24 protein-coding genes and 1 riboswitch are annotated in these 20,211 nt (G+C 36.5%); of the genes, 16 read left to right on the top strand and 8 right to left on the bottom strand.

The features are described from left to right. Position 1: 1 nt before the first annotated feature. A complete protein-coding gene (locus tag Q0X77_RS00120; protein ID WP_297791610.1) occupies positions 2–1,324 on the bottom strand; it encodes a pitrilysin family protein in 1,323 nt (440 codons plus the stop codon). A gap of 180 nt (positions 1,325–1,504) precedes the next feature. On the opposite strand from Q0X77_RS00120, the gene Q0X77_RS00115 reads away from it, so the two are divergent. The 3 genes from Q0X77_RS00115 (at position 1,505) to rpmA (ending at position 2,959) form a co-directional block, all read left to right on the top strand. Next, a complete protein-coding gene (locus Q0X77_RS00115) occupies positions 1,505–1,960 on the top strand; it encodes a DUF4199 domain-containing protein (protein ID WP_297791608.1) in 456 nt (151 codons plus the stop codon). A gap of 125 nt (positions 1,961–2,085) precedes the next feature. Further along, positions 2,086–2,649, top strand: coding sequence for a 50S ribosomal protein L21 (gene rplU, locus Q0X77_RS00110; protein ID WP_297791606.1), 564 nt, complete (start codon positions 2,086–2,088; stop codon positions 2,647–2,649). Positions 2,650–2,698: 49 nt separating this feature from the next. Beyond that, positions 2,699–2,959 (top strand): 50S ribosomal protein L27, encoded by a 261-nt coding sequence (rpmA, locus tag Q0X77_RS00105; RefSeq protein WP_297791604.1) that lies wholly within the window; start codon positions 2,699–2,701, stop codon positions 2,957–2,959. Positions 2,960–3,044: 85 nt separating this feature from the next. Here rpmA and ahcY read toward each other — a convergent pair whose 3' ends face one another. After that, the gene (ahcY, locus tag Q0X77_RS00100; protein WP_297791602.1) at positions 3,045–4,361 is read right to left on the bottom strand and encodes an adenosylhomocysteinase; all 1,317 of its coding nucleotides are present in this window, start codon (positions 4,359–4,361) and stop codon (positions 3,045–3,047) included. An 82-nt stretch (positions 4,362–4,443) separates the two neighbouring features. Between ahcY and Q0X77_RS00095 the strand changes: the two genes are divergently transcribed. From Q0X77_RS00095 to Q0X77_RS00070, 6 genes are all read left to right on the top strand, one after another. Continuing rightward, on the top strand, positions 4,444–5,082 hold the full coding sequence (locus Q0X77_RS00095) for a 4'-phosphopantetheinyl transferase superfamily protein (RefSeq protein ID WP_297791600.1): 639 nt from the start codon (positions 4,444–4,446) through the stop codon (positions 5,080–5,082). 33 nt (positions 5,083–5,115) lie between these two features. Then, entirely contained in the window at positions 5,116–5,376 is a 261-nt protein-coding gene (locus Q0X77_RS00090; RefSeq protein ID WP_297791598.1) for a hypothetical protein, read from the top strand. Beyond that, positions 5,360–5,998 (top strand): nicotinamide riboside transporter PnuC, encoded by a 639-nt coding sequence (gene pnuC / locus Q0X77_RS00085; RefSeq protein ID WP_297791596.1) that lies wholly within the window; start codon positions 5,360–5,362, stop codon positions 5,996–5,998. The genes Q0X77_RS00090 and pnuC overlap by 17 nt, the downstream gene beginning before the upstream one ends. Next, positions 5,953–6,516, top strand: a complete 564-nt coding sequence (locus Q0X77_RS00080; protein WP_297791594.1) for an ATP-binding protein — start codon at positions 5,953–5,955, stop codon at positions 6,514–6,516. The genes pnuC and Q0X77_RS00080 overlap by 46 nt, the downstream gene beginning before the upstream one ends. Further along, positions 6,513–8,054: a DUF4301 family protein gene (locus Q0X77_RS00075; RefSeq protein WP_297791592.1), complete on the top strand. Its 1,542-nt coding sequence runs from the start codon at positions 6,513–6,515 to the stop codon at positions 8,052–8,054. The genes Q0X77_RS00080 and Q0X77_RS00075 overlap by 4 nt, the downstream gene beginning before the upstream one ends. A gap of 107 nt (positions 8,055–8,161) precedes the next feature. After that, positions 8,162–8,316, top strand: a riboswitch (TPP riboswitch). Between the two features lie 84 nt (positions 8,317–8,400). Continuing rightward, entirely contained in the window at positions 8,401–10,572 is a 2,172-nt protein-coding gene (locus Q0X77_RS00070; protein WP_297791591.1) for a TonB-dependent receptor, read from the top strand. A gap of 38 nt (positions 10,573–10,610) precedes the next feature. Here the strand turns inward: Q0X77_RS00070 and Q0X77_RS00065 are convergent, their stop codons facing one another. Then, positions 10,611–11,048, bottom strand: a complete 438-nt coding sequence (locus tag Q0X77_RS00065; protein WP_297791589.1) for a hypothetical protein — start codon at positions 11,046–11,048, stop codon at positions 10,611–10,613. A 247-nt stretch (positions 11,049–11,295) separates the two neighbouring features. Here Q0X77_RS00065 and greA point away from each other — a divergent pair, with 247 nt between their 5' ends. Continuing rightward, positions 11,296–11,772, top strand: a complete 477-nt coding sequence (gene greA / locus Q0X77_RS00060) for a transcription elongation factor GreA (protein WP_297791586.1) — start codon at positions 11,296–11,298, stop codon at positions 11,770–11,772. Positions 11,773–11,842: 70 nt separating this feature from the next. Continuing rightward, positions 11,843–12,235 (top strand): HIT family protein, encoded by a 393-nt coding sequence (locus Q0X77_RS00055; RefSeq protein ID WP_297791584.1) that lies wholly within the window; start codon positions 11,843–11,845, stop codon positions 12,233–12,235. On the opposite strand, the gene Q0X77_RS00050 is transcribed toward Q0X77_RS00055, so the two are convergent. Next, on the bottom strand, positions 12,222–12,578 hold the full coding sequence (locus Q0X77_RS00050; RefSeq protein ID WP_297791581.1) for a hypothetical protein: 357 nt from the start codon (positions 12,576–12,578) through the stop codon (positions 12,222–12,224). The two genes, Q0X77_RS00055 and Q0X77_RS00050, sit on opposite strands and share 14 nt — an antisense overlap. Before the next feature lie 5 nt (positions 12,579–12,583). Then, positions 12,584–13,729, bottom strand: a complete 1,146-nt coding sequence (locus tag Q0X77_RS00045) for a HAMP domain-containing sensor histidine kinase (protein ID WP_297791579.1) — start codon at positions 13,727–13,729, stop codon at positions 12,584–12,586. 107 nt (positions 13,730–13,836) lie between these two features. Here Q0X77_RS00045 and Q0X77_RS00040 point away from each other — a divergent pair, with 107 nt between their 5' ends. From Q0X77_RS00040 to aat, 3 genes are all read left to right on the top strand, one after another. After that, positions 13,837–14,748: a flavin reductase family protein gene (locus Q0X77_RS00040; protein ID WP_297791577.1), complete on the top strand. Its 912-nt coding sequence runs from the start codon at positions 13,837–13,839 to the stop codon at positions 14,746–14,748. Continuing rightward, a complete protein-coding gene (locus Q0X77_RS00035) occupies positions 14,726–15,103 on the top strand; it encodes a DUF3127 domain-containing protein (protein ID WP_297791575.1) in 378 nt (125 codons plus the stop codon). The genes Q0X77_RS00040 and Q0X77_RS00035 overlap by 23 nt, the downstream gene beginning before the upstream one ends. Before the next feature lie 63 nt (positions 15,104–15,166). Beyond that, entirely contained in the window at positions 15,167–15,832 is a 666-nt protein-coding gene (gene aat, locus Q0X77_RS00030; RefSeq protein ID WP_297791572.1) for a leucyl/phenylalanyl-tRNA--protein transferase, read from the top strand. On the opposite strand, the gene Q0X77_RS00025 is transcribed toward aat, so the two are convergent. From Q0X77_RS00025 to Q0X77_RS00015, 3 genes are read right to left on the bottom strand one after another with little or no spacing between them, the layout of a single operon-like run. Further along, a complete protein-coding gene (locus Q0X77_RS00025) occupies positions 15,812–16,498 on the bottom strand; it encodes a DUF2490 domain-containing protein (protein WP_297791569.1) in 687 nt (228 codons plus the stop codon). The two genes, aat and Q0X77_RS00025, sit on opposite strands and share 21 nt — an antisense overlap. Then, positions 16,485–17,075, bottom strand: a complete 591-nt coding sequence (locus tag Q0X77_RS00020) for a hypothetical protein (RefSeq protein WP_297791566.1) — start codon at positions 17,073–17,075, stop codon at positions 16,485–16,487. The genes Q0X77_RS00025 and Q0X77_RS00020 overlap by 14 nt, the downstream gene beginning before the upstream one ends. After that, entirely contained in the window at positions 17,062–17,625 is a 564-nt protein-coding gene (locus tag Q0X77_RS00015) for a DNA-3-methyladenine glycosylase I (RefSeq protein WP_297791562.1), read from the bottom strand. The genes Q0X77_RS00020 and Q0X77_RS00015 overlap by 14 nt, the downstream gene beginning before the upstream one ends. 176 nt (positions 17,626–17,801) lie before the next feature. Here Q0X77_RS00015 and Q0X77_RS00010 point away from each other — a divergent pair, with 176 nt between their 5' ends. Both Q0X77_RS00010 and Q0X77_RS00005 read left to right on the top strand, forming a co-directional pair. Beyond that, positions 17,802–18,482, top strand: a complete 681-nt coding sequence (locus Q0X77_RS00010; protein ID WP_297791559.1) for a TetR/AcrR family transcriptional regulator — start codon at positions 17,802–17,804, stop codon at positions 18,480–18,482. After that, positions 18,482–20,149, top strand: a complete 1,668-nt coding sequence (locus Q0X77_RS00005; protein WP_297791556.1) for an ATP-binding cassette domain-containing protein — start codon at positions 18,482–18,484, stop codon at positions 20,147–20,149. The genes Q0X77_RS00010 and Q0X77_RS00005 overlap by 1 nt, the downstream gene beginning before the upstream one ends. Positions 20,150–20,211 lie beyond the last annotated feature (62 nt).

Here is a 20,211-nt window from a genome sequence, read left to right as displayed (position 1 = left end):
CTTAGTTGTCAATTTTTTCTTTTGGTAAGTAGTCGATAATTACCCTTTGATTTGGGTTTAGATATTTCTGAGCAACAGCCTTAATCTCTTCCCTGGTAATGGAACGGTAAATCTCTATATCTTTATTTATTAACTCAGTATCTCCGTAAAGCATATAATATCTTGCAAGAGAATTTGCAATACCTTCGATACTGGAGTTAGAGTTTACATAGTTATTTTCAAACTTGTTTTGTAGCTTTTGATAATCGTTCTCCGAAATCAATTCTGAACGTACTTTGGATATTTCCTCTTCCATTTCAGTAACCAGAACATCCAGAGAAGTTTGGCCCACAGGAAGCGCATAAACCAAGTACATGCCATAATCTTCTTGCCCTATATTGATAGCCCCTACTTGTAATCCTTGTTTTTGTTCATCTACAATCTTTTTATAGAGTTTTGAGCTTTTACCATCACTTAGATAAGTAGAGACCATATCAAGAATGTAAGCATCTCTCTCCTTAAAACCGGGGATTCTGTAGGCAACGCCTACTGCAGGAATTTGAATATTGGCATCATAAGCGGTCACCTTAACTTCCTCTGTAATAGGGGTCTCCTTTGGAAAATTCCTTTCAATATCTTCCCCTCTTGGAATAGTAGAAAAATAATCTGAAACCATTTTTTTCGTTTTCGCAACATCAATATCCCCAGCAACAACTAAAACCGCGTTATTGGGAACGTAATATTTTTTGTTATAGGCAATAACATCTTCCAGTGTAGCTGCGTCCAGATCTTCCATGTACCCAATGTTAGGGTCTTTATAAGGATGAACTTTAAATAGGCTTTTGCCTAAGACAGGTAGTAATTGTCCATAAGGCCTATTATCGTAGCTAAGCCTCTTTTCCTCTTTTACAACTTCCTGTTGTGTATCTACACCGGTTTGATCAATAACCGGGTGAAGCATACGTTCAGATTCCATCCATAAGCCTAGTTCCAGGTTGTTTGATGGAAATACTTCATAGTAGTATGTCCTATCCTGGGAGGTATTGGCATTGTTTTGTCCACCATTAGATGAGACTATTTCGAACCATTTACCTTTCTTAATATTCTTTGTACCCTCAAACAACAGGTGTTCAAAAAAATGGGCAAAACCCGTACGTCCTTCCGTTCGGTCCTTACCACCAACGTGGTACATTACAGATGTAGTCACCACTGGAGCCGTATTATCCTGATGCAGAATGACATGTAGTCCATTATCCAGGTCGTATTCCTCATAGACTACTTCTTGAGCACTAACTGTCAGAGCAGTCAGGAATGCTAACAGCAGTAAAAAACATTTACTTTTCATAGATCTTGAATTCATAGATTGGTTTATGTATTTATCTTGTTAATACTTGTATTTAAAAGAGCAGCTAAGATAAATTTTTTAGTGGTATATGCGGGAAAACTCTGCTTCTTTAACAAGATTTTATATTATAATTACACTTAATTTCTTAGATTTAAAACCGAACAGTAAAAAATATCAGCGATGAAGAGATTAACACTTCCCATAAGATTTGGTATTGCCACTAGTGGCAGTCTAATAGCTTATTTTTTGATCCTTTCACTTTTTGATTTGCACACCAATGTGTTTTACAGTCTTTTTAATGGTGTAATCACAGGTTTTGGAATATATGAGGCTATTAAATATAATAGACTTGAGCAAAAAGAAAATTTCAACTATGGACTGGGGTTTAAAACTGGAATTGTAACCGGCTTTGTAGCTACAATAATATTTACGATCTTTTTTGCTTTTTACGCTACAGAAATTAATACGGAGTTTTTAAAGAAACTTTCTACAACTTGGTTCAATAATTTTAAAAACTTTCAAGGAATTGTATTCTTCACAGTGGCAATTATGGGTTTTGCAACTACCCTTGTCCTAACACTTACTTTTATGCAGTTGTTTAAAACACCGAGGAAGCTGAAGAAAAATCCTGTTTAGGATAAAAAACTCTTGTGATTTCCCAATTAAGCAGTATATTTGCACCCGCCTTTGGAGCACCTGAATTGTGTAACAGGGCCTGAAACTCTTTTAAAAGAGAATTAAAAATCATTAATATATACGCTATGTATGCAATTGTAGAAATAGCAGGGCAGCAATTTAAGGTTGCTAAAGACCAAAAAGTATATGTTCATCGTTTACAGGAAGAAGAAGGAAAAAAAGTTTCTTTTCAGAATGTTCTTTTACTTGAAGATGGTGCAAACATTACAATTGGCGCCCCGGCTATAGACGGAGCCCAGGTAGAGGCTAAAGTCGTTAAACATCTCAAAGGAGACAAAGTAATTGTCTTTAAAAAGAAAAGACGAAAAGGGTATCGAAAAAAGAATGGCCACAGACAGTATTTAACTGAACTGGTTATTGAAGGAATCGTTGCCAAAGGTGCGAAAAAGAAGGCTGCTAAGTCTGAAACTAAAAAAGAAGCTCCTGCAAAAGCTGCCCCTGTAAAAAAAGCAGCTCCAAAAGCTGAAGCTCCAAAAGCCAAAGTTGAAAAAACGAAGGCAGCTCCTAAAGAAGCACTTGATTTAAGTAAAAAGACGGTAGCGGAATTAAAAGAAATGGCCAAAGCAAAGGGTATCTCAGGGATCTCTTCAATGAAGAAGGCTGATCTAATAGAGGCTTTAAAAAAGTAAAAAGTTAATAACGAATGCCAACTCTAGGGTTGGTGTAAAATTTAATATCATGGCACATAAAAAAGGTGTAGGTAGTTCTAAAAACGGTAGAGAATCAGAATCGAAACGCTTAGGTGTTAAGATTTTTGGTGGTCAGGCTGCTATAGCTGGAAATATCATTGTAAGACAACGTGGTACCAAACACAACCCTGGTAATAATGTTTATCTTGGGAAAGATCATACATTACATGCCAAAGTAGACGGTCTGGTAAAATTTGAAAAAAAGGCAGGTGGAAAATCCTATGTTTCTATAGAGCCTTTTGAAGCATAATGCTCAAATAAATAACTCAAATTAAAAACCCATTATGTTTTTCATAATGGGTTTTTTTATGTTTTTAATTAAGTTTTATTTATTCCTAATACCTGTAATAATCTGGCTTAAAAGGACCTTTAACCTCAACACCGATATAAGAAGCCTGATCTTTTCGCAGTTCAGTTAGTTCAGCACCCAAGCGTTCAAGATGTAGCTTAGCAACCTTTTCATCCAAATGTTTGGGTAGCATGTAAACCTTATTTTCATAGTTATCGCTATTCTTCCAAAGCTCTATTTGGGCAAGGGTTTGATTGGTAAATGAGTTGCTCATAACAAAACTTGGATGACCAGTAGCACATCCCAGGTTAACCAAACGACCTTCGGCAAGAACTATAATATCTTTTCCATTTATAGTATACTTATCCACCTGCGGTTTTATCTCGTCTTTGGTATTGCCATAGTTGTCATTTAACCAGGCCATATCAATTTCGTTATCAAAATGACCAATATTGCAGACAATGGCCTTATCTCGCATAGCCCTAAAATGCTCTTCTTTGATTATGTCTTTATTTCCGGTCGCCGTAATTACTACATCCGCATTACCCACTACAGAATTCAGTTTTTTAACCTCAAAACCATCCATACACGCCTGTAGCGCACAGATGGGGTCTATTTCCGTAACAGTTACAATGGCTCCTGCCCCTCTGAACGAAGCGGCTGTTCCTTTTCCAACGTCTCCATATCCGGCAACAACCACGCGTTTTCCAGCAAGCATAGTGTCCGTGGCCCTGCGAATTGCATCAACCGCACTTTCCTTGCAGCCATATTTGTTATCAAATTTGGATTTTGTCACCGAATCATTCACATTTATAGCTGGCATAGGCAAGATCCCATTTTTGAATCTCTCATATAACCTGTGTACCCCGGTAGTTGTTTCTTCTGAAAGACCTTTAATTCCGGATGTAAGTTCCGGAAATTCGTCTAGTACCATATTGGTTAGATCTCCTCCGTCATCCAATATCATATTGAGTGGCTTGCGATCTTCACCAAAAAACAGGGTTTGCTCTATACACCAATTAAATTCCTCTTCATTCATTCCTTTCCACGCATATACCGGTATACCGGCAGCAGCAATGGCCGCAGCGGCATGATCCTGAGTAGAAAATATGTTGCATGAACTCCAGGTAACATCTGCGCCCAGGGCGGTAAGTGTTTCAATTAGCACAGCTGTTTGAATTGTCATGTGGAGACAGCCGGCAATTCTGGCACCTTTAAGGGGCTGTTCTTTTTTATACTCTTCACGCAAAGCCATAAGCCCTGGCATTTCGGCTTCAGCCAATCGTATTTCTTTTCTTCCCCATTCCGCTAAAGCAATGTCCTTGACTTTAAACGGCACATATGGTATTGTCTTGGTTTTCATATCTTTTTATTTTTTACTTTCGTCTTGCGGAAAGCCTTTTATACTTTTGAAGTGCAAAGGTAATGATAACTCAAAATATTGCATGCCTCTTTACAAAACTATAACAGTAGATCCCAATACCAAGGTATACATTTGGAAAATTACGGAGACTGAAAACGAACTTTCTTTAAATATTCAACTCACAGATATTTGCCAGTCCAGAATGGACGGAATGAAGTCTGAACTTCACAGAAGAGGATTCTTAAGTATACGACACTTGATGGGTCTGGCTGGTTATGTTGATCATGATCTATATTACGACTCATATGGGAAGCCGCATTTGAAGGATGGAAATAATATCTCCATTACGCATTCCTATCATTTTACGGGTATAATTATTAGTCAGAAAGATCAGGTTGGGATTGATATTGAAAAACAACGCAATAAAATAATTCGTATTGGCCATAAATTCAGCACCTTAAAAGTAAACCCTGAGGTTGAGAATTCAATTGAAATTATCAAAAAACTAACAATTATTTGGGGTGCTAAAGAGTCCCTTTTCAAAATATATGCAACACATGGCCTAAGTTTTTTACAGCATATATATATCGATGATTTTATTAAAACCGATACTACTACTAAAGGCATTATTAAATATGAAGGATGCACATCTGAGTATGATGTTTCATTTCTCGAATTTGAAGGATTTACCTGTGTTTATGCAATTGAAAAAAAGGAATAATAAAAAGTCTTGCCTTATTTTAATTTACAAGTTATGAATATATCTGTTGAACTGACCCTGACACCACTTCAGGATGATTTTGAAGAGCCTATAATTGGGTTCATTAAAAAGTTACGCAAATCCGGGCTTGTGGTATTGGAAAATCCATTAAGTACACAGGTTTATGGTGACTATGATGAGGTGATGAAATTACTTACCAATGAAATTAAACTTGCCTTGGAATTAATGGATAATGGTTTAATGTATATAAAAATTGTAAAAACAGACCGGAGCAAGTATGAGCCAGATTTTTGATTGGGTATTTGCACAGTACCGGGATACTCCTACATTTATAATCCTTCTTGAAATGATAGGGGTTATTTTTGGGCTCTTAAGTGTGTGGTACGCTAAAAGGGAAAATATCCTTGTATTTCCCACCGGAATAATAAGCACGGGGATATTTGTATATATTCTATGGATATATGGTTTACTGGGCGATATGCTCATTAATGCTTATTATTTTAGCATGAGTATAATAGGTTGGTATTTCTGGACAAGAAAAGTAGATGCAGACCATTTTATTCCAATAACCAGAACCAATAAGCTGGAAAAAAAATGGTCTTTATTACTGTTTGTAAGTGCTTTTGTCTTTGTTTTTCTGGTTTATACCTTATTTGATAAATTCAATAGCTGGACAGCTTATGTTGATACGCTCACAACCGCTATTTTCTTTGTGGGAATGTGGCTTATGGCTAAGAAAAAATTGGAAAATTGGACCTATTGGATCATTGGTGATGTAATTACAGTTCCATTATATTTGTATAAAGGACTAATTTTTACATCACTTCAATATTTATTATTCACCATAATTGCTATTTACGGTTATATGGCATGGAAGAAAAACTTAAACAAAAGTCCAGTGACCTTATTAAAGTAGTCCTTTTTGGACCTGAATCATCCGGAAAGACGACCCTGGCCATGGAACTTGCTAAGCATTATAAAACTGAATGGGTGCCGGAATACGCACGGGAATATTTGCAGGAAAAGTGGGATAAAGAACGCACTACGTGCGAACCTCATGATCTTATTCCCATAGCAGAAGGACAAATTCGATTAGAGAATTCCTTTTCTGTAATTGCAAAGGAACTTCTTATTTGTGATACAGATTTATTGGAGACCAAAGTATATTCTGAAGCGTACTATCTAGGTTATTGTGATCCTGTTTTGGAAAGATACGCTTTAGAGAATTCCTATGATCTATATCTGCTTACTTCTATCGATATTCCGTGGAAGAAAGATGATCTCCGGGATAAACCGAATGAACGAGAGCGAATGTTTAAGTATTTTAAAGGAACTTTAGAAAAGTATGATAGGAATTTTGTTATTTTAAAGGGCGGCAAAGATGAAAGGTTGGCTCTGGCGATTAAGCATATTGATAAATTACTGGATAAATGATTGAATTATCACCATTAGATGTACAACAACTTCAAAAGAAAGGAATTTCTAAAGAAAAGGTTCTGAATCAGATAGAAATATTCAAAGAAGGAATCCCTTTTGTTCGATTGGAAAAGGCCGCAATAGTTTCAGACGGGATTATTAAATTGAGTACGTCCAGGGAGAAAAGTTTAATAAATATATTTGAAAACCTAGAAAGTCTTTTAAGTTTATTAAAATTTGTCCCTGCATCTGGTGCTGCTTCAAGGATGTTCAAATCTCTTTATAAGTTTTTGGAGCATTTTGATCCTGCCGTCGAAGATTTAGAAGTCTTTTTAAAGAGACAAAATAATACCGAGTTAAAGACCTTTTTTGAAAAGATAGAAGAATTCCCCTTTTACGAGGAGGTTCAAAAAAGGATAAAAAATAATACTAAATCTAAGGGTGAATTAGCATATCGTTTTGTTTCCGAAATGCTATTAGAGGATGGACTCAACTATGGTTTCTACCCGAAAGGACTTTTGCCCTTCCACAAATATGGCAAATTTACAATAACTCCGTTTGAGGAACACCTTAAAGAGGCTGCCGGTTATGCTGCCGTAAACAATACCGCAAAATTGCATTTTACTATTTCTGAAAATCACCATCCCTTATTTGCAGAAACTCTAAAAATTGCCGGACCAAGGGTAACAAAAGCAACACAGACCGAATTTGAGGTTACCTATTCCAATCAAAAACCCTCAACCGATACGCTAGCTGTAACTTTGGAAAATGAACCCTTTGTAAATGAAGATGGCTCATTATTATTTAGGCCAGGAGGCCATGGGGCACTAATTGAGAACCTAAATGAACAAAATGCCGATATAATCTTTATTAAAAACATTGATAATGTGGTTGTGCCCGGTGTTCAGGATAAAGTTGTAAGAAGCAAGAAAATACTCGCAGGTCTGCTTCTGGAAGTACAGCAGAAAGCATTTTCTTATGCAGATCTATTGGATAGAAATGACATCAATGGAGAACAATTACACGAAATCAAGACGTTTTTGGAAAATGAACTCAATGTCAGGTTTTTAGACAGTTTTTCTAGTTTTAGTATCGCCGAGCAATTAGAAATTTTAAAAGACAAAATTAACAGGCCAATTCGGATTTGCGGGATGGTTAAGAATGAAGGGGAACCTGGTGGGGGACCTTTTTGGATAAGAGATGCGCATGGACATATTTCATTGCAGATAGTGGAATCTGCACAGGTAGATACAGCTGATGAAGGACAAATGGCTATTTTTAAGAATTCAACGCATTTTAATCCGGTCGATATCGTATGTGGGGTCAGAAATTTCAGAGGTGAAAAATATAACCTTTTAAACTATGTCGATACCAAACAGGGTTTTATAAGTAAAAAAACAAAGGATGGAAAAGAATTAAAAGCGTTGGAATTACCCGGATTATGGAATGGGGCAATGGCTTTTTGGAATACCCTATTCGTAGAAGTCCCCTTGTTTACATTTAATCCTGTAAAAACCGTAAATGACCTTTTAAAACCGACCCATCAGGTAACTTAATCCGGACAATACTTTGTATTTGAATAGCATGAAATTCTTTAATTAATAGTTTAAAGAATTCGAAGGTGGTTTTTTATGAAAATTGAAATTACCATTGTACCTTTGACACATCTCAAAAGGGGTGCTAACTCCTGAAATGGCGCTACGGTAAGTTCGTAATTATTGTTTGCGATTTTTATCATAAAGTTTTCAGGATAAGCTGAGATTATACCCAATGAACCTGAGCAGGTAATGCTGCTAAGGGAGGTGAAAGTCACCATTTGGAGTTTTTTCTGTCTCTTCAGAAAAAATATAAATCATAAGAACTTAGAATAGAACCTCTTTTATTCGTTTAATTGAATTACGAATGAAGGCTTTTTTTGCGTTGTGTTTTCTGGTGTTATTCAGCACAAATATTTTTGCTCAGGAACAAGAAGCGGATACTACCACACTAAAAAAGATTGTTTTAGATGAAGTGCTTGTTTCTGCTGTAAGGGTCACCAAAGAATCTCCGGTAACCTTTTCTAATCTAGCAAAGGAGGAAATTGCACCCAGGAATCTGGGTCAGGATATTCCTGTTCTTATGAACTTTTTACCTGCTGTGGTGACTACTTCGGATGCTGGTGCTGGCGTGGGTTATACAGGAATACGTGTTCGCGGCAGCGATGCCACCCGGGTTAATGTAACCATCAATGGGATACCGTATAACGATTCTGAATCCCATGGCACATTTTGGGTAAACCTACCCGATTTTGCATCTTCAACGGAAAATCTTCAATTACAACGTGGAGTGGGCACATCTACCAATGGGGCAGGTGCTTTTGGTGCAAGTTTAAATATACTTACAGATGCTACTTCACAGGAAGCCTATGGATATATTTCAGCTTCCTATGGCAGTTTTAATACGTTACGCAACAATCTGAAGTTTAGTACGGGATTGTTAAACGAGCATGTTGAAATTTCAGGTAGATTATCACGAATAACTTCGGATGGTTATGTGGACAGGGCTTCCTCTGATCTGAAGTCTTATTTCTTACAAGGGGCATATGTCGATGACAATACATTAGTCAAAGCACTCCTGTTTGGTGGTCATGAAATTACCTATCAGTCATGGTTTGGTATCGATGCCGAAACGCTTGCCACCGACAGGACATTTAACCCGGCGGGGATTTATACGGATGAAAATGGGAATACCCAATTTTATGATAAGGAAGAAGATAACTATAAACAAAATCATTTTCAATTACATTGGAATGAGGCAATATCCCCCTTCTGGAGTACAAATATTGCAATTCATTATACGAAAGGAGGGGGGTATTTTGAACAATTCAGGGAAGATGATGATTTTGCCACATATGGATTTCAACCCATAACAGTGGATGGAGAGGAAGTAAATACTACAGATCTAATCCGCAGGCGTTGGTTGGATAACGATTTTTACGGCACAGTTTTCTCTGCAAAATATCAAAAGGAAAATACAAATATAATCCTTGGAGGAGGTTGGAATTCCTACGAGGGCGATCATTTCGGTGAAATTATCTGGGCCCGTTTTGCAGGGAATAGTATGATCAGGGATAGGTACTACGACGATGATTCCAAAAAAACGGATTTCAATGTCTTTGGAAAAATCAATTATGAGATTTCTAAACATTGGAGACTTTTTGGAGATTTACAATATAGAAATGTGGGCTATAGAGCCAATGGAGATGAAACGGGGATCGTGGATGATACGTTCAACTTCTTCAACCCTAAATTAGGGGTCACTTATGACTTAAATACCAACAATAACTTCTACCTGTCTTTTGCTGTGGCCAATAGGGAACCCAATAGGAACGATTATGAGAATGGTTCCCCTAAACCTGAAAAACTGAATGATTTTGAGCTGGGCTGGAGATATGTGACACCTTCTGTTCAGATAAGTACAAACTTGTATTATATGCGGTATAAAGATCAATTGGTTTTAACCGGCGAACTAAATGATGTAGGAGCCCCGCTAAGGTCTAATGTAGGTGATAGTTACCGGGTGGGACTGGAAATTGATGCCAATGTGGGTATTGGCAAACACTTCACATGGCAGCCGAATTTAGCACTGAGTTCAAATAAGAATATTGATTTTGTATTTCAGAGAGATGGTGAGATACAGAACCTTGGCAATACAAATATTGCGTATTCACCGGAAATTGTACTGGGAAACATCATTTCCTATCAACCAAGTGAAAAATTTCAAATTGCATTACTCACCAAATATGTGGGTAAACAGTATATGGGTAACATTGATGCGGAAGCTTCAGTACTTCAAGATTATACCCAAACGGATTTTAATGTGCAGTACACAATAAAAACCAATTCATTTATAAAAAGCATCGTACTCTCCGGACTGTTAAACAATATTTTTGATGCCCAATATGAGTCTAATGGTTACTTTTTTACTTTTGACGATGATTTTTCCAACCCGGGGACAATAACAACAATAGAAGGCGCCGGGTATTACCCACAGGCAGGGATTAATTTTTTATTGGGTGTGTCGTTGAACTTTTAAGGGAAATATCTGTGATATTGGATCACTAAAAACAATACCTAGTTAGAAATCACAATAGTGGTTCCATTAAAGGTTGTATTGTAAAATAAAAGGTCATAATATTGTTTGTCGTCATCAGGCCTGTTTAGTTGTTGGCCAGTGAACAGATTATATTCATAATCTTCGCAAGAACAAATTACCGTTTGACTATTGAGGTCCATTGTCGAGCATGCATTAGGTGCATGATTAGGACAACTTGCCTCCCAGGCAAAAAACTGGTCGAAACCTTTATTGATAACAAAAACACCTCTTAATCCAACACCCTGGTTTCCAATGTAAATTGCATTTCCGGTGTTGGACAAAGGACTATATAAGGGTAAATTAAGATTGACTTCAAATCTGAAAGCAATTTCCTGCAGATAAGGGTTACGGTTTCCTTCATCTTTACTGCAGGCCAGTAGCATGACAAAAACTAACCAGAGGCATATTCTTTTCATATAGCAAAAGGATTCAATTTAGAAATCTTAAACAAAATTGAACAAAAAATATGTATCTTTGCGTTAAATCCTCTCTAAAAAAGGGGATTTTCTTATTAGTTAAACCTCATTTTGAAGAATAAATCCACTTAACGTGTTTATATTAAATTAGTTACATCAAAATGATTGTTTCAACTAATCCTGCGGTTCCGTGGGATTTATTGTTTAATGATTTTGACTTATTTTAAGTTCAATAAATAATGAAGCTATGAGTAATGTGTCTTATTACACGGCAGAAGGGTTACAAAAATTAAAAGAAGAATTAAATCACCTACGGGATGTAGAAAGACCTAAATCTTCGCAAGCAATTGCAGATGCGAGGGATAAGGGTGATTTATCTGAAAATGCGGAATACGATGCGGCTAAGGAAGCCCAGGGGTTATTGGAATTAAAAATAGCCAAATTGGAAGAAACCCTGTCCAACGCCAGGTTAATAGACGAATCTCAGCTGGATACTTCTAAAGTATTGGTGCTTTCTACGGTAAAACTAAAAAACCAACAAAATGGGATGACCATTAGCTACACCCTTGTTGCTGAAAGTGAGGCCGATTTAAAAGCCGGAAAAATTTCTGTTACTTCTCCCATTGGTAAAGGATTACTTGGAAAAGAAGTAGGAGATGTTGCTGAAATTCAGGTTCCAAATGGTGTCCTGAAATTTGATGTTCTTGAAATAAGCAGGAATTAAAAAGACATAATTTTTTTATATTTAGTCCTGTCAATAATGATAGGACTTTTTATATTATTCAAAATAACCCATGGAAAGCATTTTTACTAAAATAGTTAATGGCGAAATACCGTGTTACAAAATTGCCGAAGATGATCAATATTTTGCGTTTCTGGACATTAATCCCAATGCGGAGGGTCATACGCTATGCATTCCAAAGAAAGAGGTTGATAAGATTTTAGATTTAGATGAGGCTACCTATTTGGGGTTAATGGCTTTTTCCAGAAGGGTAGGTCTGGCTATTGAAGCCGCGATGGACTGCAAAAGAGTTGGTTTTACGGTCATAGGTCTTGATGTACCCCATGTACACGTGCACTTAATCCCTTTAAATAAAATGGCAGATGCGACCTTTATGAATAAAATAGAATTAACACCTCTACAATTTGAGGAAGTTGCCGAAAAAATTCGGTCTAAAATGAAATAATTTCTTTTTTATAAAGGACAAATAACACCACGGCTATTACCAGTGGTAAAAGCACAATAATATAAAACAGAGCGGTGAATTTGGTCGTCGCTTTTTCAGGGACAACTGTTTTTTGATAATAATCAAAGATTCGTTCAATATCTTCAGTCCAGTTTACAGGATAAATAAGACTTTCACATTTATTGCATTTTATTTGATGACTGATCTTTGATGTAGTCTTATGATATAACTTCCCAAACAAGTGTTTTTGAAAAAATGTGAGTTTCATATCCTGATTAAAACACTCCGGGCAATTATTCGTAAGGTCTGCCTCTTTTATGACTACTAATTTTTCTTTTGCCATTAGGACTAATTTGATTTTAGCGAGATCTGCATTATCGTTCCTTCCTTGCTCGATGAAAGCACTTTTATCTTGCCCTTGTGATACTCTTCAATAATTCTTTTAACCAGAGATAGACCCAAACCCCAACCGCGTTTTTTTGAAGTTACACCGGGATTAAATATAGTACTGAAATCTCCTTTCGCTATCCCATGCCCTGTATCCGAAACCAGGATATTGACGTATTTTCCATCCGGAACGATTTCAATAGCAATATTGCCCTTGCCCTTCATGGCATCTATGCCATTTTTGACCAAATTCTCAATGGTCCAATTGTATAATGAACGGTTCAATAAAACCGGAAGTTGGTCAACCTGAGATTTAAATGTAAAGTGAATAAGCTTTGAACTCCTCAATTTAAGGTATTCGAAGGCCTTTTTTGTTTCTTTTACAACGTCATGTTCTTCGAGTATGGGGAGAGAACCTATTTTTGAAAATCGATCCGTAATATTCTGTAATCTACCGATATCTTTTTCGATTTCTTTAGTAATATCCGGATTAATTTGTTCATTTTTCAATAGCTCATTCCACCCCAGAAGAGACGTAAGGGGGGTTCCAATTTGATGGGCGGTTTCTTTGGCCATTCCGGCCCATAGCTTGTTTTGCTCTGAAGCTTTGCTTGTTTTGAAGAAAAAGAAAATTACTGCAGCAAACAGAAAGATGATTAATAAAAGAGCTATAGGGTAGTATTTAAGTTTGTTTAAAACTTCAGAGTTACCATAATACAAGGTGGCCAGTTGTTCTCCATTATAGTCTATAGTAATTGGCGTATTCTCTGACTCAAATTTTTTGATCTTTTGCTTCAAATAAAGGGTGTCAACAATTAATTCTTCGGGCATGTTGTTGGTTCTTATGGATCCATCCATATTTACCAGGATCATGGGTGTAGAGGTATTATTTTGAAAGATTTTTACGTGTAAATTACCCAGATCTCTGTCCTCGGAAGATTGAAGCAATTCAGATTGAGCAGTGGCCCATATCTCCATCTTATGGCGCTCTTCTTCCTTAAATTTTTTAAAAAAACTATTGGTATTCCAGAGAATAAGACTAACGATAACCAAAGATGCTATCAATAGAAATAGATTAGAAGTCTTCTTTTTGGAACTAAAATTCATTCTTGCTTTTAATTAGCAATAAAGATAACTGAAAATGACCTAAAATGTTGTGTCTCTTGAGTGAGTTAAAGTTTTAAATGGGATACAATTTATATACCTTTGTGTTCATGCAAAAAGTTCTTTCCATTATACCGTCTGAAATTAGTACCGGACAATTACATGCTTATCTTTTGGGTGCCGTGGGACCCAGGCCAATTGCTTTTGCAAGTACTATTAGTGAAGAAGGAATTCCAAACCTTTCTCCCTTTAGTTTTTTTAATGTATTTAGTGCTAATCCCCCCATATTAATTTTCTCGCCGGCCAGGAGGGTTAGGAATAATACAACAAAACATACGTTGGATAACGTACATAAAATAAGGGAAGTAGTAATCAATGTTGTGAATTACGAACTTGTACAGCAAATGTCTTTGACAAGTACCGAATACAGCGAAAGTGAGAATGAATTTATTAAGGCCGGACTAACCATGTTAGACTCCGATTTGGTTAAACCCTTCAGGGTTGCGGAATCCCCCGTGCAGTTTGAATGTAAGGTAACAAAGGTTGAGGCCTTAGGTGAAAAAGGAGGGGCTGGTAATTTGGTTTTTGCGGAAGTACTTAAAATGCATGTACAGGATTCAGTTTTAGATGAAAAGGGATTAATTGACCAATTTAAAATTGATCAGGTTGCGAGAATGGGGGGTAACTGGTATAGCAGGGCAAATATGGGGATGTTTGAAGTGCCTAAACCACTATCAAAACTAGGAATAGGGGTTGATAATATACCCGAAAAAATAAGATCATTAAAAATGCTTACTGGTAATGATCTGGGTTTATTGGGTAATGTTGAAAGTATTCCGGATAAAAAAGAAACTGAAGAATTTGTGGCATCCAACCCCCAGATCGAGGGAATTGTTAAAAGTGGGGATTCAAAGGAATTACTAAGAATAATTAGGGAATATTTAGATAATAATGAGGTACTTTCGGCATGGAAAGTATTACTAATACAAATTGAATTAAATGGAAATACAGGGAAAAGTTAAATTGATTGGTGAGACTAAAACCTTTGGCAATAATGGTTTTAGAAAAAGAGAGGTGGTGATTACTACTGAAGAACAATATCCACAACATATATTGGTAGAATTCGTACAGGATAAATGTGATTTACTCAATAAGCATAGTGTTGGTGAAGCTGTAAAAATCAGTATTAACCTTAGAGGAAGGGAATGGACTAACCCTCAGGGAGAGGTTAAATATTTTAATTCCGTTCAGGGATGGCGAATAGAATCTTTGCAGGCAGATCAGGGAGGAAATGCAATACCACCTGTTCCGCCTATTGAGGCATTTGAACCGGCTGAAGAATTAAATGAGGAAGATCACGACGATCTGCCTTTTTAGAAATCGCCCTATTCAGCATCGGATTAATTTTAGGTTTAAGGGTAATTTAATGAGCTGTTAAACTTGAAGAAAAAGAATTCGGAAATTTATTTTTTAACAGATCGGCTGGAATTTCCTCCGGCGGATAATGCCAATGGGGATGGACTACTGGCAGTTGGCGGGGATTTGTCTCCTGCCCGACTATTGCTGGCCTATAAATCAGGGATATTCCCTTGGTTTAATGAGGATTCGTTGATCTTATGGTGGAGCCCGGATCCCCGGATGGTTTTATTCCCACAAAAAATCAGGATTTCTAAAAGCATGCGACATATTCTGTCAGGTAAGAGGTTTAGGTTAACCCGTGACAAATCTTTTAAGGAAGTAATCGAAAACTGTGCGGATATAGAAAGAACTGGCCAGGAAGGGACCTGGATTACGGATAATATGAAAGAAGCTTATTTGCAATTGCACCAGCAAGGGATTGCCAGGTCTTATGAGGTCTGGGAAGAAGGGAAGTTAGTAGGGGGACTTTACGGTATTGATCTGGGACAGGTGTTTTGTGGAGAAAGTATGTTCTCTAAAACAAGCAATGCTTCTAAATATGCATTTATACATTTGGCAAAAGACCTTGAAAAGCAGGGCTACAAATTCATAGATTGCCAGGTTTATAACAGACATTTAGAAAGTTTGGGGGCTGAGGAAATACCAAGGAAGGAATTTCTGGAATTACTACAGGCTGAAGTTAAGTGAAGATAGCAATAATAGTCTATGTTCAATAGTCTCCGTAAAATTCAGCAATCTATATTCGACACCAAATTGCAATTTGGTTTTAGAGCTTAATAACCAGCCAAAATTTGCTGTAAAACGTTGTTCGTAAATTGGCTTCAAATCCTTTCCTACATTAAGAAGTGTTTCAGTATTGCCTATAAAATAACTTTCACCTACATCCAGATTCTGACCTTCAAGAGGCATGTCTAAAGTAAACCTATATCTAAAACGATGAATGGTTAGTAGCGATGTAATCCTTTGTTCAACTCTAACCCTATGTCCATAGCGTACCTTATTGGATCTGGATATTATGTTGTATTGTTCCGTTATCCGAAATTCATTTATACTTTCCTGTTCGAATAGTTCAGAATATCTGTACAAAATTCCGAGGCTCAAATTTTGATTACCACCTACTCTAAAATTTGAAAAATGACCAAAATCAAACTGAAGCGCATTAAATTCTAATTTTGACGATTCATATATTGTACTCCTATTGGCAACCGACCAATTGTGTGAATACAATTTGGATAGATTGTAGTTTATGGCTACACGAGGTTCAATAAACGTGGTAAAATTTTTCTGACTTCTTACAAAAACACAAAATAGTAGTAAACCTATTACTAGTTTATAATTTTTAATAAAGGACATGATCATAGTTGGCCGGTAGGGATTCTCTCATTTTAATAAAACCTCCCTCCGCACCGAATAGTATTTCAAAGTCGGCATGGTTACCCTTTGTTTTGCCGCGTACCATTAATTCATAATTCAAGGAAGGAATTAAAAGATTTTGGAATGCATTATTTAAAGTAGTTTCGGCTGTTTCAGCGGAGGTAATAGGATATTGCTGCTGAATCTTCCTGATTTTGTGCTTATCAAACTTTTCCTCCAGGAATTTTGTGATATTTGACCAGGAATCCTCAGGGACATCTACTTCTTTGATTAGAATTTCAATATCCTCAAGTTTGCCCGATTCATCAAATTCAACACTGTAGTGCAATCTGTCTTTTTTAAACTTCGCTTCATATGTAATTTTTGTGGTATCCGTTTCTTTATAAAAACGTATATTTTTGGCATCCTTCAGTTTCTCTTTGATAAAATCATGCGCAGTTTCAGGGAATTGATTTTTTTTAATGCGATGTTCGCGCTCAACTTTTACTTGACAAAAGCCTGCTGAAAACTGCAATAAAACAATGACTCCCAATAGTAAAAATCTATACTTGTTCATATCTAAAACATTTTAATTCGTGATCATTTACCATTCCTGTTGCCTGCATGTGAGCATAAACTACTGTACTTCCAACAAACTTGAATCCACGCTTCTTTAAATCCTTGCTCAATGTATCCGAAAGTGATGTTTTTGCAGGGGCCTCTCTGTGATCTGCCCATCTATTTTTTATGGGTTTCCCGTTGACAAACCCCCAGATATAGTCACTAAAACTTCCAAATTCCTCCTGTATCCGGATAAATGCCCGGGCATTGGTAACGGTAGCCTTAATTTTAAGTTTGTTCCTGATGATACCGGCATCTTTAAGTAAAGCATCAATCTTGGATTGATCGTAATGAGCAATTTTTCTAAAATCAAAATTGTCAAATGCTTTACGGAAATTCTCTCGTTTCTTAAGTACAGTAAGCCAACTCAATCCTGCCTGAAAGGTTTCAAGAACCAGGAATTCAAATAGGGTAGCATCATCTTTCACGGGGACGCCCCATTCTTTATCGTGGTAAGCTTTATATAATTTATCGCCCAAACACCAGCCACATCTGTGAGGTTCCATTAGTTATAATCTTTTTAATAAAGATATGGCATAAATCTGAATTGGATGAATCATTCATAAGATGATAACAAGTTCTACAACCACTATAAATAAGCAATACTATTGTTAAATAAACGTTAAACTATCTATATATGATAGTAATACTATTATATTTGACCTGTTTTAATTTTAATACTATGGAAAAGCTAATACATTCTATTCGGATTACGATTAATGATAAATTATACCTGAAGGATCCTGAATCATCTAATCTGGGGAAGCGAATTGTTGGAGAAAGTATCCTTATGATTAATGATATTGGTTTCGAGAGTTTCACGTTCAAAAAGTTAGGTAAAAAAATTGGATCCAATGAAAGCTCCATTTATCGCTATTTTGAGAATAAACATAAGCTGTTGCTTTATCTGGCTTCCTGGTATTGGGGCTGGCTTGAATATCAGTTGGTTTTTGCCACAAATAATATTCCTGATCCCGGTCACAAGCTGGAGAGGGCCATAGAAATTATGACCAGGGCTACTGAAATAGACCTGGCTTTCACCCATATTAATGAAGTTCTGTTGAATAAAATTGTGATTAATGAATATTCCAAATCGTATTTAACGAAAGAAGTGGATCAGGAAAACAAAGATGGCTATTTTGTTATTTACAAAAGGCTTGTTAACAGAATGAGCCAAATGATTAGTGAAGTAAATGTAAATTACCGCTATCCTGCCAGTCTTGCCAGTACAATTATTGAAGGGACCCTGCATCAATATTTTTTGATTGATCATTTTGCTTCACTAACAAGTTGTGATAACAAAAATACACCAACGGAATACTTTAAACACCTTGCCTTCAACACCCTAAATAAAAACATATAATGGCTAAAAATATACTTAGTGCCTGGCAGCGTTTAATGGGATTATTAAAGCTGGACAAGAGAGACGTTATCCAGATTTTTTACTATGCAATATTTGCAGGGGTAGTCAATTTATCCCTTCCATTAGGGATACAAGCCATAATAAACCTGATCCAGGGAGCCCAGGTAAGTACTTCCTGGATAATTCTGGTAATTCTGGTAACATTAGGTGTCGCTTTTGTGGGTATCCTGCAATTAATGCAGATACGGATTATTGAAAATGTCCAGCAAAAAATATTCACCAGATCTGCATTTGAGTTTGCTTACCGATTCCCAAAAATAAAGATGAATCAACTCCTAAATTTCTATCCTCCGGAGTTGGCTAACCGCTTTTTTGACACCTTAAATGTGCAGAAAGGCCTTTCCAAAATACTAATTGATTTCCCGGCAGCTTTATTACAGATAATTCTGGGTCTACTTTTACTCTCGTTCTATCATCCTTTTTTCATTATTTATGGGATTCTGCTTTTATTACTTATATACATAGTCTTCAAATTTACAGCACAAAGAGGCTTGGAGACCAGCTTAGATGAGTCAAAAAATAAATATAAGGTTGCACATTGGATACAAGAGGTAGCACGCTCAATAGTTAGTTTTAAATTATCCGGGAAAACCAATTTAGCTATGAATAAGACTGACGTTTTAGTGTCTGACTATCTTGGCGCCAGGGAAAGTCACTTTAAAATTTTGGTGATTCAGTTTATTCAGATGATTGGTTTTAAAGTTCTGGTTACCCTTGGCCTATTGCTTATAGGGGGGATTCTTGTCCTTAATCAGGAGATGAATATTGGACAATTTGTTGCTGCCGAAATCATAATATTGTTGGTGATTAACTCCGTTGAGAAACTAATATTAGGATTAGAGACATTTTATGACTTGCTAACTTCAATAGAAAAACTGGGGCAAGTGGTAGATAAGGAATTAGAGCCGCAAGATGGGGAAATGCCTTTTAAGGAAGATGAAGCTTTCACTGTAGAATTAGATGAAGTTAGTTATAATGTACCTGGGCGCGAAAAGCAGATCATTGATTCGGTTTCGCTTACTATTACCCCTGGCTGCAGAATATTAATACATGGCAATAGCGGTTCTGGTAAGTCTACTCTACTTCGATTAATTGCCGGAATTGTAGAACCCGATAGAGGAAATATCTATGTAAACAATGCTTCTTTGCAAATGATCAATATAAATTATTATCGTTCTCATATAGGAAAATCTCTCCCTGAGGAATCTCCTTTCGAGGGCAGTATTTTAGAGAACATAACTTTCGGAGATACTTCTATTACAGAAGATGAGGTTTATTGGGTTTTAGAGAAAACCGGTTTAGTGGAATTTGTAAAGAACCAACCTAAAGGACTTCATACAATGCTTTATCCCGAAGGCCAGCAAATACCTTATGTAGTTTCTAAGAAAATTGTTTTGGCACGTAGTATAGTTAAAAAGCCAAAGATGTTGATTTTAAAGGATCCATTAGACCATTTTAATCCTAAAGAAACGAAGGAAATAATGGATTTCTTATCGGATAAGTCAAACCCATGGGCACTCCTGGTAGTAAGTCAAAATCCACGATGGGAACAAAAATGTACCACCATTATTACCATGGAAAATGGTAAAATAAAAAACCAAAGTTAGAAGACATGCTAAACATTTCACCTAATAAACTAAATCAGAAAGTAGATCTGAGTGTTTATACC

Source organism: uncultured Eudoraea sp., from assembly GCF_947258925.1.
GTDB lineage: Bacteria > Bacteroidota > Bacteroidia > Flavobacteriales > Flavobacteriaceae > Eudoraea.
This window is presented reverse-complemented; position numbering and strand designations above follow the sequence as displayed.

What these genes read in the sequence shown, in the direction of transcription:
- Q0X77_RS00005 (WP_297791556.1), top strand. Translation starts at nt 18,482, where the DNA reads ATGGCTAAAAATATACTTAGTGCCTGGCAGCGTTTAATGGGATTATTA.
- ahcY (WP_297791602.1), bottom strand. Translation starts at nt 4,361, where the DNA reads ATGAAAACCAAGACAATACCATATGTGCCGTTTAAAGTCAAGGACATT.
- Q0X77_RS00025 (WP_297791569.1), bottom strand. Translation starts at nt 16,498, where the DNA reads ATGTCCTTTATTAAAAATTATAAACTAGTAATAGGTTTACTACTATTT.
- Q0X77_RS00120 (WP_297791610.1), bottom strand. Translation starts at nt 1,324, where the DNA reads ATGAAAAGTAAATGTTTTTTACTGCTGTTAGCATTCCTGACTGCTCTG.
- Q0X77_RS00040 (WP_297791577.1), top strand. Translation starts at nt 13,837, where the DNA reads ATGCAAAAAGTTCTTTCCATTATACCGTCTGAAATTAGTACCGGACAA.
- Q0X77_RS00090 (WP_297791598.1), top strand. Translation starts at nt 5,116, where the DNA reads ATGAATATATCTGTTGAACTGACCCTGACACCACTTCAGGATGATTTT.
- Q0X77_RS00055 (WP_297791584.1), top strand. Translation starts at nt 11,843, where the DNA reads ATGGAAAGCATTTTTACTAAAATAGTTAATGGCGAAATACCGTGTTAC.
- Q0X77_RS00075 (WP_297791592.1), top strand. Translation starts at nt 6,513, where the DNA reads ATGATTGAATTATCACCATTAGATGTACAACAACTTCAAAAGAAAGGA.
- Q0X77_RS00035 (WP_297791575.1), top strand. Translation starts at nt 14,726, where the DNA reads ATGGAAATACAGGGAAAAGTTAAATTGATTGGTGAGACTAAAACCTTT.
- greA (WP_297791586.1), top strand. Translation starts at nt 11,296, where the DNA reads ATGAGTAATGTGTCTTATTACACGGCAGAAGGGTTACAAAAATTAAAA.
- Q0X77_RS00070 (WP_297791591.1), top strand. Translation starts at nt 8,401, where the DNA reads ATGAAGGCTTTTTTTGCGTTGTGTTTTCTGGTGTTATTCAGCACAAAT.
- Q0X77_RS00050 (WP_297791581.1), bottom strand. Translation starts at nt 12,578, where the DNA reads ATGGCAAAAGAAAAATTAGTAGTCATAAAAGAGGCAGACCTTACGAAT.
- Q0X77_RS00015 (WP_297791562.1), bottom strand. Translation starts at nt 17,625, where the DNA reads ATGGAACCTCACAGATGTGGCTGGTGTTTGGGCGATAAATTATATAAA.
- Q0X77_RS00080 (WP_297791594.1), top strand. Translation starts at nt 5,953, where the DNA reads ATGGAAGAAAAACTTAAACAAAAGTCCAGTGACCTTATTAAAGTAGTC.
- Q0X77_RS00065 (WP_297791589.1), bottom strand. Translation starts at nt 11,048, where the DNA reads ATGAAAAGAATATGCCTCTGGTTAGTTTTTGTCATGCTACTGGCCTGC.
- Q0X77_RS00115 (WP_297791608.1), top strand. Translation starts at nt 1,505, where the DNA reads ATGAAGAGATTAACACTTCCCATAAGATTTGGTATTGCCACTAGTGGC.
- Q0X77_RS00010 (WP_297791559.1), top strand. Translation starts at nt 17,802, where the DNA reads ATGGAAAAGCTAATACATTCTATTCGGATTACGATTAATGATAAATTA.
- pnuC (WP_297791596.1), top strand. Translation starts at nt 5,360, where the DNA reads ATGAGCCAGATTTTTGATTGGGTATTTGCACAGTACCGGGATACTCCT.
- rplU (WP_297791606.1), top strand. Translation starts at nt 2,086, where the DNA reads ATGTATGCAATTGTAGAAATAGCAGGGCAGCAATTTAAGGTTGCTAAA.
- Q0X77_RS00095 (WP_297791600.1), top strand. Translation starts at nt 4,444, where the DNA reads ATGCCTCTTTACAAAACTATAACAGTAGATCCCAATACCAAGGTATAC.
- Q0X77_RS00045 (WP_297791579.1), bottom strand. Translation starts at nt 13,729, where the DNA reads ATGAATTTTAGTTCCAAAAAGAAGACTTCTAATCTATTTCTATTGATA.
- rpmA (WP_297791604.1), top strand. Translation starts at nt 2,699, where the DNA reads ATGGCACATAAAAAAGGTGTAGGTAGTTCTAAAAACGGTAGAGAATCA.
- Q0X77_RS00020 (WP_297791566.1), bottom strand. Translation starts at nt 17,075, where the DNA reads ATGAACAAGTATAGATTTTTACTATTGGGAGTCATTGTTTTATTGCAG.